This window comes from Neorhizobium sp. LMR1-1-1.1 (assembly GCF_040675795.1).
Taxonomy (GTDB): Bacteria; Pseudomonadota; Alphaproteobacteria; order Rhizobiales; family Rhizobiaceae; genus Neorhizobium; species Neorhizobium cellulosilyticum.
In genome coordinates this window covers 25,414-43,536 of sequence record NZ_JBEGHE010000024.1, presented here as the reverse complement: position 1 = coordinate 43,536, position 18,123 = coordinate 25,414, and the positions used below count along the sequence as shown (strand labels likewise).

Sequence of the window (18,123 nt, the reverse complement as noted above, 5' to 3'; positions counted from 1 at the left end):
ATGCATGAACTTTTAAGGTGGCGATTAGACGGTTGCGGATACAACTCAATGAATCGCGTCTTCATGGGGTTCGTAGTGGCTGGCGTAGTGGGCATGTGTTCGCAAGTAGCGCTGGCAAACTCGCCGTCACCTGCCGTTAAAGAGGCGTGCGGCGCGGAGATACGCTCGCTCTGCGTTCGACCATGGCGGCTATCGCCTGACAGCATCAACCAATGTGCCCGTCAAAATCGAGAGAAACTTTCTCCAACATGCCAGATTTTTTGGGATACGGCCCAGATGTGCCAGGCGGAGATGAAGAATATCTGTGGCGGGCTAAATCCGCTCACAATCAAAAGCTGCCTACGGGATTCCATCCAGAAGTTCTCCAAAACATGTCAGGACACGTTGGATTTGTAGGGTCCGAACAGCGGCATATTCCCAAATTTACTTACCTTGAATTCTTCATCTAATCAAAGAGAGAACACTAGATATGTCGGAACACAAAAGCTTCCTAGACTCCAGCCATTGCAGTTCATTTGAACAATACAAATCGTCGTACGAGAAGTTTATCGCTCTAACCAGGGAGAATGGCGTTATTGAGTGCCGGTTTCATCACGAGGGGGGACCCGCGGTTCATAGCTGGGAAGCTCATCATGCTTGGCGCGAAGCGTGGATCGATATCGGTCGAGATCGCAAAAACGAAGTTCTTATCGTGACGGGGACCGGGGATCGCTGGCAAATCGGTAATCCCGAGGTGTGGACGACGCCATTCCGCGAATGGGATCGCGACGAGCAACTGGCACTATTTCACGACTCAAGACGTCTGATCGAAAACATGGTATTCAACATCGATATACCGACGATCGGTATAATCAACGGTCCTGGCACCCATTGCGAACTCGCGACGCTTTGCGACATTACGCTTTGTGCAGAAGACGCTGACTTCTTTGATCCACATTTCCTTGGCGGTACGCCTCCGGGTGATGGAATGGCGCTAATCCTTCAGCGGACTATAGGCGTTAAGCGAGCGGCCTACTACGCCTACACTGGCCAGTGCATCGACGGGCGCACCGCTGTGGAACTTGGGCTGGCAAATGAGTGCTTGCCACGTGAAGAGTTGCTGCCCCGGGCTCGGGAGATCGCTGGAATGATGATGGAACGGTCTAAGATGACCCGTCATCTAACGCACGCAATCCTGTCCAGGCCTTGGAAGCAAGCAGTGGTACAGGACATGGGCTTTCACCTGATGCATCAGTCGTATGAGATGACTACCGATCGTGAAGGCGCATTCGCACGCCTCATGAAGAACGCACATCGTTTCCGAGATCGCTGATAGTTTGCATCGCTCATGGGAACGCCGAAAAGGTGTCGTTGATCTCGTTCAATGAGTAGATTCTCGCGGCAAAAAACGTGTGCTCCTTGCTGCGAATCTTATCAGAGAGGTAGTTTTGCGTCGTAGCAAAGGTCGCGCTGCAATAGCGTCACGGATTTACGCACTTATAGACGGGCGTGTTTCACTAAAATCGCTCGTCCAAACGCTCGCAGTTGCCGAGTATTTGAGTTTCCAACGGGCCGCTTTGGCATTGGGCACCAGTCAATCGAGTGTCAGCGCCCGGATCAAGCTGCTGGAAGAGGACCTTGGTGTCATTCTCTTCCAGCGCAACACGCGGGGCGTTCGTCTCACCGAAGCCGGTCGCGAGTTCGTCGATCAGGTTCAGGAAGGTGTCCGCATTCTTGATGCCGCAATCAAGACCGCCGGAATGAATGCGCGAGGAGAAAAGGGCGAGCTGCGGATCGGCGTTTATGCTCTTACCGCAGGCTGGTTCCTCGACCGATTGCTGAATGAATTTCACGAAAAGTATCCAAGTATTCGGTTGCAAATCATAGAAGCAACGGCCCGTGACGCTGAGATCATGCTTCGGGAATGCAGAATTGATATCGCTTTTATGGCTCAGAAACATGAAATTTCTGACCTCAACTCGCGGATCATATGGCGTGACCGTCTGGTGGTCGCGTTACCAGTTATGCATCCTTTGGCCCAGCAGACGCACATCGAGTGGCGTCACCTTGCCGGGGAAACATTCCTCGTTCGACATGGCGGAAGCGGCCCACAAATTCATGACCTGATCGTGACACGAGCGACTGGAAACTGGCTGACTCCGACAATTCACCGTTGCGATGTCGGACGCAGTACCTTGCTTTCGATGATTGCGGCCGGCCATGGCCTCTCTGTGTTTGTTGAGGAAGTCGTCCAAGCCAATACTGCGAACGTTTGCTTTCTGCCGATCAGCGACGAACCGGAAACGATCGCCTTTTCTGCTGTCTGGTCGCCCCAAAACCGCGATCCTGCGCTTTTGAAACTCCTCAGCGTCACGAAGAAAGTGGACTGCCCACACCTTTCTCCGGATACACGGTAGCGCACCCTGATGGTGCCGTTGCAGCCCATCCTATTTGCCGCCGATGATATCCGGCGTCCCTCCTGCAAGCCCTTTTCTGTTGCCACTCCCGTAAACCGCTATTCTCTGATCGGCTCTGTCTCTCTTGCCGATTGGAGCCTGTATGCGTGGAGGTCGAATACTCTGGGGCCAGATCATTATCGTGTTCACCATCGTCGTGGTGATGGTCTGGACTGCAACGCAATGGGTGGCTTTCCGGCTCGGCTTCCAGCCCCAACTCGGCGCCCCCTGGTTCGATATTGCCGGATGGCCATTTTATTATCCACCTGCCTTCTTCTGGTGGTGGTTTTCTTATGACGCCTATGCGCCCGGCATCTTTACCGAAGGTGCGTTCATCGCCACGTCCGGGGCGGTTCTTGCAATAGCCGCCGCCCTCTTCATGTCGATCATCCGGGCACGGGAAGCCCGCAATGTCGCCACCTACGGTTCGGCGCGATGGGCCGAGGATAAGGAAATCCATGCGGCTAGATTACTCGGCCCGGATGGCGTCGTGTTGGGGCGGCACAGCAAGGATTATCTGCGCCATGACGGCCCCGAGCATGTGCTGTGCTTTGCCCCAACCCGATCCGGCAAGGGCGTTGGCCTCGTCGTGCCGACGCTGCTGACCTGGCCGGGAAGCTGCATTGTCCATGACATCAAGGGCGAGAACTGGAACCTGACCGCAGGCTTCAGGGCCTGTCATGGCCGCGCCCTTCTGTTCGATCCGACCAATGTGCATTCGGCAGCTTACAACCCGCTTCTGGAAGTGCGGCAAGGTGAATGGGAAGTCCGTGATGTTCAGAACATCGCAGACATTCTCGTTGATCCCGAAGGCAGTCTCGCCAAACGTAACCATTGGGAAAAGACCTCGCACAGCCTGCTCGTCGGCGCGATCCTGCATGTTCTCTATGCCGAGAAGGAAAAGACACTGGCTGGTGTCGCCAATTTCCTGTCAGATCCTCGCCGTCCTGTAGAGGCGACCTTACGCGCGATGATGGACACTCCGCATCTTGAAGAAGCCGGGGTGCATCCCGTCATTGCCTCGTCGGCGCGGGAGCTTTTGAACAAATCAGAGAACGAACGCTCCGGCGTGCTTTCGACCGCCATGTCGTTTCTCGGTCTTTACCGAGACCCGGTTGTGGCCCGCGTGACTGAACGCTGCGACTGGCGCATTGCCGATCTGGTCAGTGCAAGAGAACCCGTAAGCCTCTATCTCGTCGTTCCGCCTTCGGACATCAACCGCACCAAACCGCTCATCCGCCTCATCCTCAATCAGGTGGGGCGGCGTCTGACTGAGGAACTGGAAACGTCCGGCAAGCGGCATCGGCTGCTGTTGATGCTGGACGAGTTCCCCGCACTCGGACGACTGGATTTCTTTGAATCGGCGCTCGCCTTCATGGCTGGCTACGGTCTGAAAGCATTCCTGATCGCCCAATCGCTCAACCAGATCGAGCGCGCCTATGGCCAGAACAATGCCATCCTCGACAACTGCCATGTGCGCGTTGCCTTTGCGGCCAATGACGAACGCACCGCCAAGCGGATCAGCGATGCGCTCGGTACGGCGACGGAAATGCGCGATTCCACCAACTATGCCGGCCATCGCCTCGCACCATGGCTGGGGCACCTTATGGTTTCGCGGCAGGAAACGGCGCGGCCACTCCTGACGCCCGGCGAAATCATGCAGCTTCCGCCCACCGACGAAATCGTCATGGTGGCGGGGGTGCCGCCGATCCGTGCTGCCAAGGCACGCTACTATGCTGATGCGCGGTTTCAGGAGCGGGTGATGTCACCGCCCGATCTGCACAAACAGCCGGTGAAAATCGCCACATCGGCACAGGACGACTGGACGAGCCGCAATGTTGCGGCTGCGACCGGCAATGTCTCCGCCTCAGATACATCCGATGACGATCCGGCCAATGCTGGTATTCGGCGTGAACCGGAACTGCCTGAGCATGAGGAAATCATCCCGCCACCTCCGCCACCAGCGCAGGAGTTCGATTTCCTCGATGATGAGCCGGACGTCGATGCCGCCAAAGCCCGAGCCATGCGCCAGCGTATGCGCATGGTGGCGCGGCAGGCGTCACTTGACCCAAATGACGGCATCGAGCTTTGAGAGCGGAGACAGGCATGACGACGCGCACCCGCATGAATGTCTACTTCGATCCCGCTCTGCTGAAACAGGTGGAAGCGCTGGCATTGCGCCGAAATGTCTCGAAATCCGCAGTGATCGAGGCCGCAGTAGCATCCTTCATGTCCGGCGATACGAATGAGCGGCTGGAAGCCGCCATGTCGCGCCGCCTCGACAAACTCGGTCGCCAGTTCGACGTGCTGGACGAGGATATTGCCGTGCTGGGCGAAACCCTCTCGCTATTTGTACAATTCTGGCTGACCCTCACGCCGCCGCTGTCCGACAGTGCAAAACAATCTGCGCGCATCAAGGGAAACGAGCGGTTTGAGGGCTTCATGCAGTCCCTTGGTAAGCGCCTAGCCACCGGTGACAGCTTCCTCAAAGAAATCTCGCGCGAGGTGCCGGGGGAGCATAAGCTGCATGACAAAAGCGAGTAAGCCAATGTCTGCTCCCATCCGATCGTCGCTATTCGGGGAGCCTCTATCGTCTTCGCAGACCTGACGTTTGGTCAGTTACTGCTGAACTGCAGACTTGGCCGGAAGGGGGGCTAGTTCGGAGCCGGGGCCAGGAAATAGCTGACATTCACGCAGCGGCGGCTCGCGACCAAAGACAGTCGTTGACCAGGCGGGTTTTGAACGGCAATTTCCGTCACAACTTGCCATTCGATCAGCGCGAAGTCGCTTGGCAGCGATGCGCCCAACAGCATCTTTCGCTCAGACCGCTCCCCAGTTCGAAAGCCGAGTGGTGAGTTCCAATCTAAACTTTTCCTCTTCGCAGCAGTCGATTGCCTCCTGGAGTAGCGTTGCAGCCAAATCCTGATCCGTAGGACGCAATATATCGGCCTTGGCAGCTAGGAAGGTCGCTCGATACTTCGACTGCTCGAGCAGTACCAAACCCTTGTCGACAAGTTCAAGGGCACCCGGCTCTCCAGCGGTTCTGGTCGCTTCAGCACGACGAAGGTGCCAAAACGGGTCGCGTTGATGCTCGGGTATCGCATCAAGGATTTGACCCGCTCGTTCCGCATCGCCTGCCATCAGCGCCGCGTCGGCGTAATGCACCGAGGCAAAAGGAGACACTCGACGAAGCGCCGCGAAGAATGATAGCGCCCGCTTGATCTCTGCTTCCGCTTCGCCAGTCTTGTCCGAACGGGTGAGCATCTTCGCGGCTGCGATGCAGATGCGCCCCACCGCAACGCGCTCGTCATCGTCTTCGGCGGATGCGGGTTCACCGAGGTCTATCTCCTGAAAGACCTCAAGGAACAGTTCGGGTCGCCTGTACGACCAATCAGGCCCGACGGCTGCGAACGCGCGGACGGGCTGCGCTTCTCCGGACCATGCTGCGGCTTTGATCATCTGCGCCATAAACGAGCCGTACCGGTCGGTCATCTCGCGGTTAAACTGATGGAGATGCCGTCGGCGCATCGTCGCGAGCGACTCTATTAGCGTTGTGATCTGCACCGAGCCAGGCTGTGATAGTTCCGCCTCAATGATAGCGAACAGTAGCGTCTTTGCGCGCTCGGGGTCGTCCTGAAGCAAACGGGCGAGCTGGAGCATTGATGGATAGGCGAAGGGGTCGGTCGTTACAAGAGCTTCGAAGCCTTCCTTTGCCTGTTTGACCCGGCCAAGCTTCAACAGCGACTTTGCCCGGTGATGCCGGATGGTTGTGATATTGGGAGACGACGAGCCGACTTGCTGCTCGAGATGGTCGAAGACCGGCAGACGGCCCTCGAGTTTCTGCTTAGCGGTCTCCTTATCGCCCCGATCGCGTTTGCTCCGATAGCTACATTCAACCGTCTCCACTATGCTAAGCACCCATTCCCGCTCCGGGCCCTCGACGGAGCCTTCCGCATCACTTGTTGGGTCCCCGATCAGTTCCGGATTCAAATCGCGAGGAGCGGCACTGTGCAAATACGCGTACCGCAAGATACCACCAACGGGTCGCTCGGCGAGCAGGCGTGCGAGGAGGGTGCCGTGACGGCGCGCGACGCGCACGAAGTCGACGGTCTTCGGATCGATGTTGGCGCGCAGCAGCTTTTCCAATTTTGCGTTCAAATCCTGGTCTGCGATCGGGATTTCCGCTCTCAACGCTTCCGCGCAGGCATACACGATGTCATGCAGACGTTCGGTGCCCCGCTGGCTGCGCGCGAGGAACGCCCAGCGTTCCAGGTCAACGATGCCGCTCCTGCCCATGAGGCGCTTGGCGAGGACGGAGTCGAGGATCGCGGAACTGGCCCACAGGAACGGAGCGAGGCGAGAACCGAGCACGGCCAAGTTGCGCCGAACAATTCGCTGCGCGACCGTCTGACGGCGCTCGTCAATCGCCGCTGGCAAGTGGGCGCATTCCTCCGCGAGCTCTTCCCAAGCGACCTGCTCATCCTTTACGAGGCCGTTTAGGATGCGGAGCAGCAGCGGGTGGCCGCCGACGGCATCGAGAACTTCGTTGAGAACGGTCGAAGGACATGGCGTTGGCACGCCGGCCGACAGTACCTCCTCCGCATCAGTTTTGGAGAGCTCCTCCACCCTCAGCGGGTCGGAGCCCCAAGCGACCTGCGACGTGAGCAGAATACTGGAGGCCGGCCCGCACTTCGCCGTGAGGGTATCGAGGTCAAGGTCGACGGCGACGTTGTCGAGGATCACGAGCGCGCTCTGTGTCTGGACGATGCCGAGCACATTAAGCTTGTAGCCGTTACTTCTAACGTCGAAGGCACCGAGCTCCATTGGGTCCTTCAGGGCGGCGGCATCGATCCAGATAACTTGCTCATATTGGCTGCGCACGGCGTGCGCCACCGCGCAAGCCAGCTCGGTCTTCCCGATCCCCCCCATGCCGGAGATCACGACGCAACGATTGTTGCTCAACTTTCCCTTCACCGCGTCGATTTCGCCCTTGCGCCCGCGGAACGCTTTGTCGAGGTCGGGGACTCTCTGACTTGCGGCGTACTGCTCGCTAATCCTTCTCAGATTGGGAAGGATGGGCGCGATGCGGGCGACGAGCCGATCGTCGAGAAGGCACTCCTTCACGACGTATTCGGCGATGTCCTGTCCCGCATGGACGTCGATCGTCACCCCGCGTGCCAGATACCTCGCTCTGCGCTTGCTCTGGCGTGTGCGGGCCGTTGGACCTGCGTAGCGCGTGCTAAAGATGCGCCAATGACAGATATGGGGAGCGGCCTGCCGCAAGTGTCGGATGTCGTGCCGAAGCTTCGCCTCCTTCGAATTGAAGAAGTCCTTGTCAGAACTCGCCTCGGACGCGCTGCCGTCCGGCCACAAAGCATCCAGCGCTCCCGATATAGGCGCTCCCTGCAGGTTTAGCCCATTAGTCTGCACGGCCGCGCCAGCCATTTTGTCCCATATCGGCTTGAGCAGCTTCTCCAAACTCGCACCGCTCACGCCTTGCAGATCCTCCAACAGATCTCGCACAAAGCGTCTGTAAAGCTCGTCGTTCAGGATACCCTCCGGATCTTTCAAATCGCCATGTGGCTTCGCGCGAGCTTACGAGAAAAATACTTCCTCGCCGAGCCCTAGCCAAGGCTTATTCGTTGGCAGCTTTTGCGCTGTGCACGCCCGATAGCTGCCGGTAGGAATGATGGCCCTACCTAATTCAAGGGGGGGGGCGCACGAGGCCGCGATCGAAAGTCTGCTTCTGCCGGAAGCTGTCCTTCAGCGGTTCGGTTATGAATGGCGACTTCCTCCCAGACTCGGTCATCATTTGGAGGTCCGCTTCTAGGCACGGCAAAATCGCTGTCGAACGGCTTGGGTGAACGCTCTGCAGACGAAGCCTGATCGCCAGATCAATCGCCGTTTGCCAAGCACAGTTATTCAAAGCCCACCAATCCGTTTCCCTCCCCACCGTTAACACTCCCTCCGATTCACCGCCCATAACCGCCTATGGCCGCACACGCGTAAACATCTGTTGAAACAACCCAAAATCAGGTTCTTTTAATCGACCCCGATCCGGGGTCCGTCTTCTGCGCGCCCCGTCATGAACGGGGACGCTATGACTGCACCGCATCAGAAACCGGAAACGATTGCCCGTGGCGCGCGGATGCTGCGCACCGCGCTTGGGGCTTCCATCGCCCGGTTTCTGGAAGATCCAGGCGTGGTCGAGGTGATGCTGAACCCGGATGGCCGTATCTGGGTGGATAGGCTGTCCGAAGGGCTGGCCGATACGGGGGAGAGGCTGTCCGCCGCCGATGGCGAACGGATCGTGCGTCTCGTCGCCCATCATGTCGGCGCGGAGGTTCATGCCCGTAACCCGCGCGTTTCGGCAGAGCTTCCCGAAACCGGCGAGCGGTTCGAGGGGCTTTTGCCGCCCGTTGTTGCTGCGCCCGCTTTCGCCATCCGCAAGCCTGCCGTCGCGGTGTTCACGCTCGACAACTATGTGACCGCCGGGATCATGACCAGCCTTCAGGCCGAGGTGCTGCGCCTGAACGTCGCCACCCGCGCCAACATCCTTGTGGCTGGCGGCACCTCCACCGGCAAAACCACACTAACCAATGCGCTGTTGGCCGAAGTGGCGAAGACCTCGGATCGCGTCGTCATCATTGAAGACACGCGCGAGCTGCAATGCGCCGCGCCCAATCTCGTGGCCATGCGGACCAAGGATGGCGTTGCCACGCTTTCCGATCTGGTGCGCTCATCGCTGCGCCTGCGCCCTGATCGCATCCCGGTCGGGGAAGTCCGCGGTTCCGAAGCGCTCGATCTGCTCAAAGCCTGGGCGACGGGACATCCGGGCGGCATAGGCACCATCCATGCCGGTTCCGGCATCGGAGCGCTGCGCCGCCTCGAACAGCTCATCCAGGAAGCCGTCATCACCGTCCCGCGCGCTCTGATCGCCGAGACCATCGACCTTGTTGCTGTCCTTGCCGGCCGCGGATCGTCGCGCCGGCTGGTCGAACTCGCCCGCGTCGATGGGCTGGGGCCGGACGGCGACTACGCCATTACCCCCGCTACCACCTCGAAAGGAGAACCTTCATGATCCGCACGATTTCGCGCGGCTGCCGCATCATGGCAACCGCCGCCGCAACTGTTTCCATCAGCCTGATGCTGGCGCCCGCCGCACATGCATCCGGCTCGTCGATGCCCTGGGAAGCGCCGCTTCAATCGATCCTCCAGTCGATAGAGGGGCCGGTCGCCAAGATCATCGCGGTGATCGTCATCATCGCCACCGGCCTTGCACTGGCCTTCGGCGACACGTCGGGCGGATTCCGCCGCCTGATCCAGATCGTCTTCGGCCTCAGCATCGCCTTCGCCGCCAGTTCCTTCTTCCTGTCGTTCTTCTCGTTCGGCGGCGGGGCGCTCATCTGATGGCGGGCGGCCTGGAACAACTCGATGCGGTGCCGGGATTTTCCGTCCCGGTTCATCGCGCGCTGACCGAGCATATCCTGCTCGGCGGCGCTCCGCGTTCAATCGCCATCGTAAACGGCACGCTGGCCGGGGCCGTCGGCCTCGGCCTTCGTCTCTGGCTGGTTGGCATCGCCATCTGGGCGGTCGGACACTTCATCGCGGTGTGGGCAGCCAAACGCGATCCGCTCTTTGTCGAGGTCGGGCGCAGGCATCTGCGCATTCCCGGTCATCTGTCTGTGTGAGGGCGCGAGCATGATGAACCTCACTGAATATCGCCGCACCTCTGCTCGGCTTTCCGACTATCTGCCATGGGCAGCCCTGGTCGGTCCCGGCATTGTGCTGAACAAGGATGGCAGTTTCCAGAGGACCGCGAAGTTTCGCGGGCCGGATCTGGATTCTGCTGTCGCCGCTGAACTGGTCGCTGTAGCTGGTCGGATCAACAACGCCTTGCGCCGTCTTGGCTCCGGCTGGTCGATCTTCGTTGAGGCACAACGCTCCGAGGCCGCCACCTATCCCGACAGCCAATTTCCCGATCCGGCTTCCGCACTGGTCGATGCCGAGCGCAAAGCCGGGTTCGAGGAAGCTGGCACGCATTTCGTGTCGGGCTATTTCCTGACCTTTCTCTGGCTGCCGCCTGCAGAAGACGCCGCCCGTGCCGAAACCTGGCTCTATGAAGGCCGTGAGCAATCCGGCGTCAATCCGCGTGAACTGATGCGCGGCTTCATCGACCGCACCGACCGCGTGTTGGCACTGCTCGACGGCTTCATGCCGGAATGCCGCTGCCTGGATGACGCTGGCACGCTGACATACCTCCATTCGTCGATTTCCACGAACCGGCATCGCGTGCGCGTGCCCGAAGTGCCCATGCACCTCGATGCGCTGCTGGCCGATCAGCCCCTGACCGGCGGACTGGAGCCGCGCCTCGGCGATCAGCACCTGCGCGTCCTGACTATCATTGGCTTCCCGACCGCGACCACGCCTGGCCTGCTCGACGAAATGAATCGGCTCGCGTTCCCGTATCGCTGGTCCACCCGCGCCATCATGATGGACAAGACGGACGCGACGAAGCTGCTGACCAAAATCCGCCGCCAATGGTTTGCCAAGCGCAAGTCCATCGCTGCGATCCTCAAGGAGGTGATGACCAACGAACAATCGGCACTGGTGGACACCGATGCGTCCAACAAGGCGCTCGATGCCGACATGGCCTTGCAAGAACTGGGCGCTGACGTCGCCGGCATGGCCTATGTCACGGCCACCGTCACTGTCTGGGATGCCGATCCGCGGATCGCTGACGAAAAGCTGCGTCTGGTCGAGAAGATCATTCAGGGCCGTGATTTCACGGCTATGCCGGAAACCGTCAATGCCGTCGATGCCTGGCTTGGCTCGATCCCCGGACATGCCTACGCCAATGTCCGTCAGCCACCGATCTCGACGCTCAACCTTGCCCACATGATCCCGCTATCGGCCGTGTGGGCGGGCGCGGCGTGGAACGAACACCTCGGAGCGCCCCCCTTGCTGTACGGCAAGACCGAAGGTTCGACGCCGTTCCGGCTTTCCCTTCATGTCGGCGACGTGGGCCATACCCTCGTCGTCGGCCCAACCGGCGCGGGCAAATCCGTGCTGCTTGCACTGATGGCACTGCAATTCCGCCGCTATGAACGCAGCCAGATCTTCGCCTTCGATTTCGGAGGATCGATCCGTGCATCAGCACTCGCCATGGGTGGCGACTGGCATGACCTCGGCGGCGGTTTGACCGAGGGATCGGAGGTTTCCGTTTCCCTGCAACCGCTCGCAAGAATTGATGACGCCTATGAGCGGTCATGGGCCGCTGACTGGATCGCTGCAATCCTGATGCGCGAGGGCATGACCATCACGCCGGATGTGAAGGAGCATATCTGGACGGCGCTGACCTCGCTCGCATCCGCACCCGTTAGCGAGCGCACCATCACCGGCCTTGCCGTGCTGTTGCAATCCAATGACCTGAAGCAGGCGCTGCGACCCTATTGCATCGGCGGCGCCTATGGCCGGTTGCTCGATGCCGAGGCCGAACATCTCGGCCATGCCGATGTGCAAGCCTTCGAGATCGAGGGACTGGTGGGCACGGGCGCTGCGCCGGCAGTGCTGGCCTATCTGTTTCATCGGGTCGGCGACCGGCTCGATGGTCGGCCAACCCTGCTCATCATCGACGAAGGCTGGCTGGCGCTGGATGACGAGGGTTTCGCCAATCAGCTCCGCGAATGGCTGAAGACGCTCCGCAAGAAAAACGCTTCCGTCATCTTCGCAACGCAGTCGCTCTCGGACATTGACGGGAGCAATATCGCGCCCGCCATCATCGAAAGCTGCCCGACACGGCTGCTCCTGCCGAACGAACGGGCCATCGAGCCTCAGATCACCTCGATCTATCGGCGGTTCGGGCTGAATGACCGGCAGATCGAGATCCTCGCGCGGGCGACACCCAAGCGGGACTATTACTGCCAGTCGCGCCGCGGCAACCGCCTGTTCGAGCTGGGCCTGTCCGAAGTTGGCCTCGCGCTCTGCGCCGCATCATCCAAAACCGATCAGACCCGCATTGCCGATCTCGTCGCCGAGCATGGGCAGGAGGGCTTCCTCGCCGCCTGGCTGCGCGAGCGCGGCGTCGAATGGGCGGCGGAGCTGATCCCCGATCTCACCAATCTCACCCCCCAGACCGAAAAGGAGTCCTGACCATGACTATCCGTCTTTCCCGTTTGCGGGCCATGCTCATGGCGGCAACACTGCTTGCCGCGCCGCTTGCGCTCTTACCCATGCTGACCAGCCCGGCCCACGCACAGTTCGGTTTCGGTCGCATCGTCTATGACCCGACCAACTACGCGCAGAACCTTCTGACTGCCGCGCGCACGCTGGAGCAGATCAACCATCAGATCACCTCGCTTCAGAACGAGGCGCAGATGCTCATCAATCAGGCGAAGAATCTGGCGAGCCTGCCATATTCCTCGCTTCAGGCGCTGCAGCAGAACGTCCAGCGCACGCAGCAGCTCCTGAGCCAGGCCCAGAACATCGCCTTCGACGTGCAGAACGTCGATCAGATGTTCAGCCAAAAATACGGCAATGTCTCGCTGTCGGCCACCGACACCCAGCTTGTCGCGGATGCCCGTTCGCGCTGGCAGAACACAGTTGGCGGTTTGCAGGATGCCATGCGCGTGCAGGCTGGTGTGGTCGGCAATATCGACACCAACCGCGCCGAGATGTCGGCTCTGGTCGGCCAGAGCCAGAACGCCACTGGCGCCTTGCAGGCAACGCAAGCGGGCAACCAGCTTCTCGCCCTCCAGTCGCAGCAGCTTTCCGACCTGATCGCGCTGATGTCGGCCAATGGCCGCTCGGAAGCGCTGATCGAGGCCGAGCGCGCCACCGCTGCCGAACAGGGCCATGTCCAGCGCGAGCGCTTCCTGACGCCGGGATCGGGCTACCAGCCGGGCAACGCCCGGATGTTCGGCAACGGCAACAACTGACCGGAATGGAGGGGCGTGAAATGGACGGCAAGATGCTGGCCCGGCTGGGCGCGATCATGTTCGTGGCTATCGCCATCACCGCCACGGTGATCGAAATGACCCGTGAGGATGAACCTGCGCAGAACCGTCCGGCTCCTTCGCTTCAGCCCTCTGCCGATCCGCTGCGCCAGAGCCTGCGCGATTGTCAGCGTCTTGGCGAGGCCGCCGCGAGCGATCCCGATTGCCTCGCCACCTGGGCGGAGAACCGCGACCGCTTTCTCGGCCGGACGCCGGTGCCCACCGCCCCGCATCAGAACGGGGGAGAGTGAACCATGGGTGGCACCGGCGTCATCGACTCGTTTCTAGGCGTATTCACCAGCTATATCGACAGTGGCTTCGGTCTGCTCGGCGGGGAAGTCGCCTTTATCGCCACCACGCTGATCGTCATCGACGTGACGCTGGCGGCACTGTTCTGGTCTTGGGGTGCCGACGACGACATCATCGCGCGATTGGTCAAGAAGACGCTCTTCGTGGGCGTCTTCGCCTATCTGATCGGCAACTGGAACAATCTCGCACAGATCATCTTCGACAGCTTTGCGGGCCTGGGCCTCAAGGGATCGGGCACCGGCTTTTCCGCCGCCGATCTGCTGCGTCCCGGCAAGGTGGCGCAGACCGGCCTTGATGCTGGTCGCCCGCTGCTCGAATCCATCTCCGATATGATGGGCTACTGGTCCTTCTTTGAGAACTTCATCCAGATCGCCTGCCTGATGTTCGCCTGGGCGCTGGTGCTGCTAGCCTTCTTCATTCTCGCCGTGCAGCTCTTTGTCACGCTGATCGAGTTCAAGCTGACCACGCTAGCCGGGTTTGTGCTGATTCCCTTCGGCCTCTTTGGCAAGACCGCCTTCATGGCCGAGCGCGTTCTCGGCAATGTCGTTTCCTCCGGCATCAAGGTACTCGTCCTGGCCGTCATCATCGGCATTGGATCGACGCTGTTTTCACAGTTCACGGCAGGCTCCGGCGGCGTGACGCCGACCATCGACGACGCCATGGCGATCGTGCTGGCCGCACTTTCCCTTCTCGGCCTTGGCATATTCGGTCCCGGCATCGCTTCCGGGCTGGTTTCCGGCGGCCCGCAGCTTGGCGCAGGTGCTGCCGTTGGAACCGGCCTTGCCGCAGGCGGCATGATGCTTGCCGGGGGTGCGGCCGCTGGCATGGCTGCGAAGGGAGGAGCCGCAGCGCTCTCTGGTGGAGCGGCTGCCGTCCGGGGTGGTGCCACCGCCGCAGGTGCAGCGAGCGCCGCCTACAGTGTCGGTTCGCTTGGCCAATCCGGTGCAGCCAGTGTCGCCTCCGGTCTGGGTGGTGTTGCCCGTGCCGCAGGCTCCGCCGCCGCATCGCCCCTGAAACGTGCCGCCTCGAAGGCATCGGAAGGCGTCCAGTCCAGCTTTTCCGATGGAGCGCGTGCCGGTTTCGGCGTCAGCGGCGGGTCTTCGACGGCTGGAACAGTCGGAGGCGCGAGCGAGGCCGCGAACGCTGCCCCATCACCCGCAGCTCAGGTTGGCGGTTTTCCGGCATGGGCAAAGCAGATGCAGCGCAAACAGACACTCAGCCACGGCACGTCGATGGCCGCCCATGCCGTGCGCTCCGGCGACAGCCATGGCGGCGGCTCCTCCATCAATCTTTCTGAAAGTGACCGCTCATGAACATCTTCAAACGTCCATCGGCCCATTACGGCAAATCGCCCGAACCCGAGACGCCCTATCAGAAAGCTGCCCAAACTTGGGACGAGCGTATCGGCTCGGCTCGCGTGCAGGCAAAGAACTGGCGCATCATGGCCTTCGGCTCGCTGATCCTCTCGGCCGGTTTTGCCTCTGCCCTGATCTGGCAATCGGCGCGGGGGACGGTCGTTCCCTGGGTGGTACAGGTCGATAATCTCGGCCAGTCACAAGCCGTCGCGCCTGCCGTGGCTGACTATCGCCCGACCGATCCGCAGATAGCATTCCATCTCGGCCGCTTCATCGAGCAGACGCGCTCGATCGCGTCCGACGCCATCATCGTGCGCCAGAACTGGCTGCGCGCCTATGAGTTCACTACGGATCGGGGTGCTGCGACCCTCAATGATTATGCCCGTGCCAATGACCCGTTCACCAAGGTCGGACGGCAGCAGATTGCGGTCGAGGTGTCGTCGGTGATCCGAGCCTCGAATGACAGCTTCCGTGTCGCCTGGACCGAGCGCCATTACGAAAATGGCCAGCTCTCCACGACCGAACGCTGGACGGCGATCCTGACCATCGTGATTCAGACGCCGCGCGATGCTGAGCGCCTGCGCGCCAATCCGCTCGGTATCTACGTCAATGCAATTTCATGGTCGCGGGAGATGAGCCAATGACCCGCACAATGGTTCGTAATTCCGGCTTGCCGGTTTTCCGTAAACCCGCTTTGGCGGCTTTGTTGCTGTCAGCCACCATGCTGGCCGGTTGCGCAACCAACCACACCCCGCAGTTCAGCTATGATGCCGATGTACCCGCGTTGCCCGTGGTGCCGGCAGCCGTTACCGATGACCGGCCCCGGCCTTTGCACACACCCCCGGCATGGACTGTGGCGCGCGGCGGGACCGTTGCCACGACGCCGAGTGGCCGCGTCGAGAATGCCAATGCTGCCGCCCGTGTCGAACCGCGCCGGGAAGGCTATTACAACGCCATCCAGATCTACCCCTGGTCGGAAGGGGCGCTGTTTCAGGTCTATGCCGCACCCGGGCAGATCACGACAATCGCGCTGGAACCCGGCGAAAGCCTGACTGGCGCGGGGCCGATCGCGGCAGGCGACACCGCCCGATGGATCATTGGCGATACCGAAAGTGGATCGGGTACAAGCCGCCGCGTCCATATCCTCGTCAAACCGACCCGCGAGGATATTTCTACCAATCTTGTCATCAGCACGGATCGCCGCGTTTATCTCATTGAGCTTCGCGCCCGCGTGGCGCTCTATATGCCCGCTGTGGCCTGGGCCTATCCCGCGTTACCTGCCGGTCAGCGCTTGACCGTCCCGGCAGCCCCCATCATCCCTGTCGAGACGGCCCGCAACTATCGTTACGGACTGACCGGAGACACGCCACCGTGGCGGCCCATTTCCGTCTTCGACGATGGCCGCCGTGTCTATGTCGTCTTCCCGCGCGGCATCGTGCAGGGCGAGATGCCACCAATCTTCGTCATAGGCTCCGAGGGCGAGACGCAGATCGTCAACAGCCGTATTCACCAGAACATCCTGATCGTGGATCGCCTGTTCGGGGCTGCCGAGCTGCGCCTTGGCGGCGGCGATCGCCAGCAGACCGTCAGGATCGTCCGCGTTGAACAAAGGCAGGCGGCCCAGCCCGCAAAAACCGGGGAAAATCCGTCATGAGCGAAGATACGACCACCAATGCGCCTCCTATGCGCCTGCGCGCCGAGCCGCCGCGCGTCACCCGGCTGTCGCGCAAGATGCTGGCCGGTGTGGGCGCCGTCGCGCTCCTCGGTATTGGCGGCGCATTGATCTATGCGCTCCAGACCCGCGATATGAGTGGAAATGGCGAGGAACTCTATTCCACCGAGAACCGCGCCACAGCGGACGGGCTGGCCGGTCTGCCGAAAGATTATACCGGCCCCGTCCTGGGACCAGCTTTGCCGGGCGACCTCGGCGGCCCGATCCTCGATGCGCAGAACAGGGGGCAACCCGTTACGCCGCCCGTAATGGTGACGCCAACTCGTGATCCTGCCGAGGAGCGACGTCTCGCGGAGGAAGAAGCTGCACGTCTCAGCACGGTGTTTTTCCAGTCGGGGCAGCGATCAGCGACTACACCCGGTTCCAGTATGCCGGGCCTGGCTGGCCTTGACCTTGGCGGTCAACCCGCCACGCAGGACCGACACACGGCATTTCTGAATGGTCCGGTGGACCGTCAGACCGTTGCCATGGATCGGATCATGGCGCCAGCATCACCCTACATCCTTCAGGCAGGGGCCGTAATCCCGGCAGCCATGATTACCGGCATCCGTTCCGATCTCCCCGGCCAGATCACCGCGCAGGTTACTGAAAATGTTTATGACAGCCCGACCGGCAGTCTGCTCTTGATCCCGCAGGGAACGCGCATCATCGGACAGTATGATGCCGGTGTGCAGTTCGGCCAGCGCCGCGTGCTACTGGTCTGGAACCGCCTCATCCTGCCCAATGGCCGCTCCATTGTGCTGGAGCGCCAGCCCGGTGCTGACGCTTCCGGCTATGCCGGTCTGGAGGATGGCGTCGATTACCACTGGTGGGATCTGATGAAAGCAGCGGGCCTGTCCACGCTGCTTGGCATTGGCACGGAACTGGCGACCGACGACGAAGACCGCTTGATCCGCGCCATCCGCGACGGGGCACAAGACACAATCAATCAGGCCGGACAGCAGATCGTCCAGCGCCAGTTGCAGGTCGCACCGACGCTGACCATCCGACCGGGTTATCCGGTCAGGGTTATCGTCACCCGCGACTTAGTACTCGAAACCTACAGGAACTCACCATGACAAAGCTGAAACTCGGACCGCTTGTTGAGGACAAACCCGTGAAAGTGACGGTGGAATTACCGGGAGCGCTCCACCGCGATCTGATTGCCTATGCCGAGGTGCTGGCCCGGGGGAGTGGCCAGCCCACTGCCGATCCCGTCCGGCTGATCGTGCCGATGCTGGAGCGGTTCATAGCTACGGATCGTGGTTTCGCAAAGGAACGAAGTCAGCGTAGAAGAGATTCAGCCACCTGAGAATGCG

General features: G+C 60.8%; 16 protein-coding genes. 15 read left to right on the top strand and 1 reads right to left on the bottom strand.

Features of this window, described 5'->3' with window-relative positions; translation table 11 throughout:
- Window positions 1-469 precede the first annotated feature (469 nt).
- The 4 genes from MRBLMR1_RS12995 to MRBLMR1_RS12980 all read left to right on the top strand — a co-directional run bounded on the left by MRBLMR1_RS12995 (window position 470) and on the right by MRBLMR1_RS12980 (window position 4,979).
- A complete protein-coding gene (locus MRBLMR1_RS12995; RefSeq protein WP_435656853.1) occupies window positions 470-1,312 on the top strand; it encodes an enoyl-CoA hydratase/isomerase family protein in 843 nt (280 codons plus the stop codon).
- Between the two features lie 115 nt (window positions 1,313-1,427).
- The gene (locus MRBLMR1_RS12990) at window positions 1,428-2,396 is read left to right on the top strand and encodes a LysR family transcriptional regulator (protein WP_500064973.1); all 969 of its coding nucleotides are present in this window, start codon (window positions 1,428-1,430) and stop codon (window positions 2,394-2,396) included.
- Window positions 2,397-2,538: 142 nt separating this feature from the next.
- Window positions 2,539-4,527 (top strand): conjugal transfer protein TraG, encoded by a 1,989-nt coding sequence (locus MRBLMR1_RS12985; protein WP_500064971.1) that lies wholly within the window; start codon window positions 2,539-2,541, stop codon window positions 4,525-4,527.
- A gap of 14 nt (window positions 4,528-4,541) precedes the next feature.
- Window positions 4,542-4,979 (top strand): ribbon-helix-helix domain-containing protein, encoded by a 438-nt coding sequence (locus tag MRBLMR1_RS12980; RefSeq protein WP_500064969.1) that lies wholly within the window; start codon window positions 4,542-4,544, stop codon window positions 4,977-4,979.
- A gap of 276 nt (window positions 4,980-5,255) precedes the next feature.
- Here the strand turns inward: MRBLMR1_RS12980 and MRBLMR1_RS12975 are convergent, their stop codons facing one another.
- The gene (locus MRBLMR1_RS12975; protein ID WP_500064967.1) at window positions 5,256-7,946 is read right to left on the bottom strand and encodes an NB-ARC domain-containing protein; all 2,691 of its coding nucleotides are present in this window, start codon (window positions 7,944-7,946) and stop codon (window positions 5,256-5,258) included.
- Window positions 7,947-8,535: 589 nt separating this feature from the next.
- On the opposite strand from MRBLMR1_RS12975, the gene trbB reads away from it, so the two are divergent.
- Genes trbB through MRBLMR1_RS12920 form a run of 11 tightly spaced genes read left to right on the top strand, consistent with a single transcriptional unit; the run spans window position 8,536 to window position 18,116 of the window.
- Window positions 8,536-9,516 carry a P-type conjugative transfer ATPase TrbB gene (trbB, locus tag MRBLMR1_RS12970; protein ID WP_500064965.1) on the top strand — a complete coding sequence of 327 codons (981 nt, stop codon included), beginning with the start codon at window positions 8,536-8,538 and terminating at the stop codon, window positions 9,514-9,516.
- The gene (locus MRBLMR1_RS12965; RefSeq protein WP_009450539.1) at window positions 9,513-9,845 is read left to right on the top strand and encodes a TrbC/VirB2 family type IV secretion system protein; all 333 of its coding nucleotides are present in this window, start codon (window positions 9,513-9,515) and stop codon (window positions 9,843-9,845) included. Before trbB ends, MRBLMR1_RS12965 begins: the two co-directional genes overlap by 4 nt.
- Window positions 9,845-10,126 carry a VirB3 family type IV secretion system protein gene (locus MRBLMR1_RS12960; protein WP_220359533.1) on the top strand — a complete coding sequence of 94 codons (282 nt, stop codon included), beginning with the start codon at window positions 9,845-9,847 and terminating at the stop codon, window positions 10,124-10,126. The genes MRBLMR1_RS12965 and MRBLMR1_RS12960 overlap by 1 nt, the downstream gene beginning before the upstream one ends.
- Before the next feature lie 10 nt (window positions 10,127-10,136).
- Complete coding sequence (gene trbE, locus MRBLMR1_RS12955) at window positions 10,137-12,587, top strand: conjugal transfer protein TrbE (RefSeq protein WP_500064961.1); 2,451 nt, start codon at window positions 10,137-10,139, stop codon at window positions 12,585-12,587.
- 2 nt (window positions 12,588-12,589) lie between these two features.
- Entirely contained in the window at window positions 12,590-13,372 is a 783-nt protein-coding gene (gene trbJ / locus MRBLMR1_RS12950; protein WP_500064959.1) for a P-type conjugative transfer protein TrbJ, read from the top strand.
- A 20-nt stretch (window positions 13,373-13,392) separates the two neighbouring features.
- Window positions 13,393-13,680, top strand: coding sequence for a putative entry exclusion protein TrbK-alt (trbK-alt, locus tag MRBLMR1_RS12945; RefSeq protein WP_500064957.1), 288 nt, complete (start codon window positions 13,393-13,395; stop codon window positions 13,678-13,680).
- Between the two features lie 3 nt (window positions 13,681-13,683).
- Window positions 13,684-15,051: a P-type conjugative transfer protein TrbL gene (gene trbL / locus MRBLMR1_RS12940; protein ID WP_220359536.1), complete on the top strand. Its 1,368-nt coding sequence runs from the start codon at window positions 13,684-13,686 to the stop codon at window positions 15,049-15,051.
- Window positions 15,048-15,737 (top strand): conjugal transfer protein TrbF, encoded by a 690-nt coding sequence (gene trbF, locus MRBLMR1_RS12935; RefSeq protein WP_111788361.1) that lies wholly within the window; start codon window positions 15,048-15,050, stop codon window positions 15,735-15,737. The genes trbL and trbF overlap by 4 nt, the downstream gene beginning before the upstream one ends.
- Complete coding sequence (gene trbG, locus MRBLMR1_RS12930; protein WP_500064954.1) at window positions 15,734-16,747, top strand: P-type conjugative transfer protein TrbG; 1,014 nt, start codon at window positions 15,734-15,736, stop codon at window positions 16,745-16,747. Before trbF ends, trbG begins: the two co-directional genes overlap by 4 nt.
- 29 nt (window positions 16,748-16,776) lie before the next feature.
- Entirely contained in the window at window positions 16,777-17,883 is a 1,107-nt protein-coding gene (locus MRBLMR1_RS12925) for a TraB/TrbI/VirB10 family type IV secretion system protein (protein ID WP_500065015.1), read from the top strand.
- Complete coding sequence (locus tag MRBLMR1_RS12920; RefSeq protein ID WP_220359539.1) at window positions 17,880-18,116, top strand: DUF2274 domain-containing protein; 237 nt, start codon at window positions 17,880-17,882, stop codon at window positions 18,114-18,116. Before MRBLMR1_RS12925 ends, MRBLMR1_RS12920 begins: the two co-directional genes overlap by 4 nt.
- Window positions 18,117-18,123 lie beyond the last annotated feature (7 nt).

What these genes read in the sequence shown, in the direction of transcription:
- MRBLMR1_RS12995 (WP_435656853.1), top strand. Translation starts at nt 470, where the DNA reads ATGTCGGAACACAAAAGCTTCCTAGACTCCAGCCATTGCAGTTCATTT.
- MRBLMR1_RS12985 (WP_500064971.1), top strand. Translation starts at nt 2,539, where the DNA reads ATGCGTGGAGGTCGAATACTCTGGGGCCAGATCATTATCGTGTTCACC.
- MRBLMR1_RS12980 (WP_500064969.1), top strand. Translation starts at nt 4,542, where the DNA reads ATGACGACGCGCACCCGCATGAATGTCTACTTCGATCCCGCTCTGCTG.
- trbB (WP_500064965.1), top strand. Translation starts at nt 8,536, where the DNA reads ATGACTGCACCGCATCAGAAACCGGAAACGATTGCCCGTGGCGCGCGG.
- MRBLMR1_RS12965 (WP_009450539.1), top strand. Translation starts at nt 9,513, where the DNA reads ATGATCCGCACGATTTCGCGCGGCTGCCGCATCATGGCAACCGCCGCC.
- MRBLMR1_RS12960 (WP_220359533.1), top strand. Translation starts at nt 9,845, where the DNA reads ATGGCGGGCGGCCTGGAACAACTCGATGCGGTGCCGGGATTTTCCGTC.
- trbE (WP_500064961.1), top strand. Translation starts at nt 10,137, where the DNA reads ATGATGAACCTCACTGAATATCGCCGCACCTCTGCTCGGCTTTCCGAC.
- trbJ (WP_500064959.1), top strand. Translation starts at nt 12,590, where the DNA reads ATGACTATCCGTCTTTCCCGTTTGCGGGCCATGCTCATGGCGGCAACA.
- trbK-alt (WP_500064957.1), top strand. Translation starts at nt 13,393, where the DNA reads ATGGACGGCAAGATGCTGGCCCGGCTGGGCGCGATCATGTTCGTGGCT.
- trbL (WP_220359536.1), top strand. Translation starts at nt 13,684, where the DNA reads ATGGGTGGCACCGGCGTCATCGACTCGTTTCTAGGCGTATTCACCAGC.
- trbF (WP_111788361.1), top strand. Translation starts at nt 15,048, where the DNA reads ATGAACATCTTCAAACGTCCATCGGCCCATTACGGCAAATCGCCCGAA.
- trbG (WP_500064954.1), top strand. Translation starts at nt 15,734, where the DNA reads ATGACCCGCACAATGGTTCGTAATTCCGGCTTGCCGGTTTTCCGTAAA.
- MRBLMR1_RS12925 (WP_500065015.1), top strand. Translation starts at nt 16,777, where the DNA reads ATGCGCCTGCGCGCCGAGCCGCCGCGCGTCACCCGGCTGTCGCGCAAG.
- MRBLMR1_RS12920 (WP_220359539.1), top strand. Translation starts at nt 17,880, where the DNA reads ATGACAAAGCTGAAACTCGGACCGCTTGTTGAGGACAAACCCGTGAAA.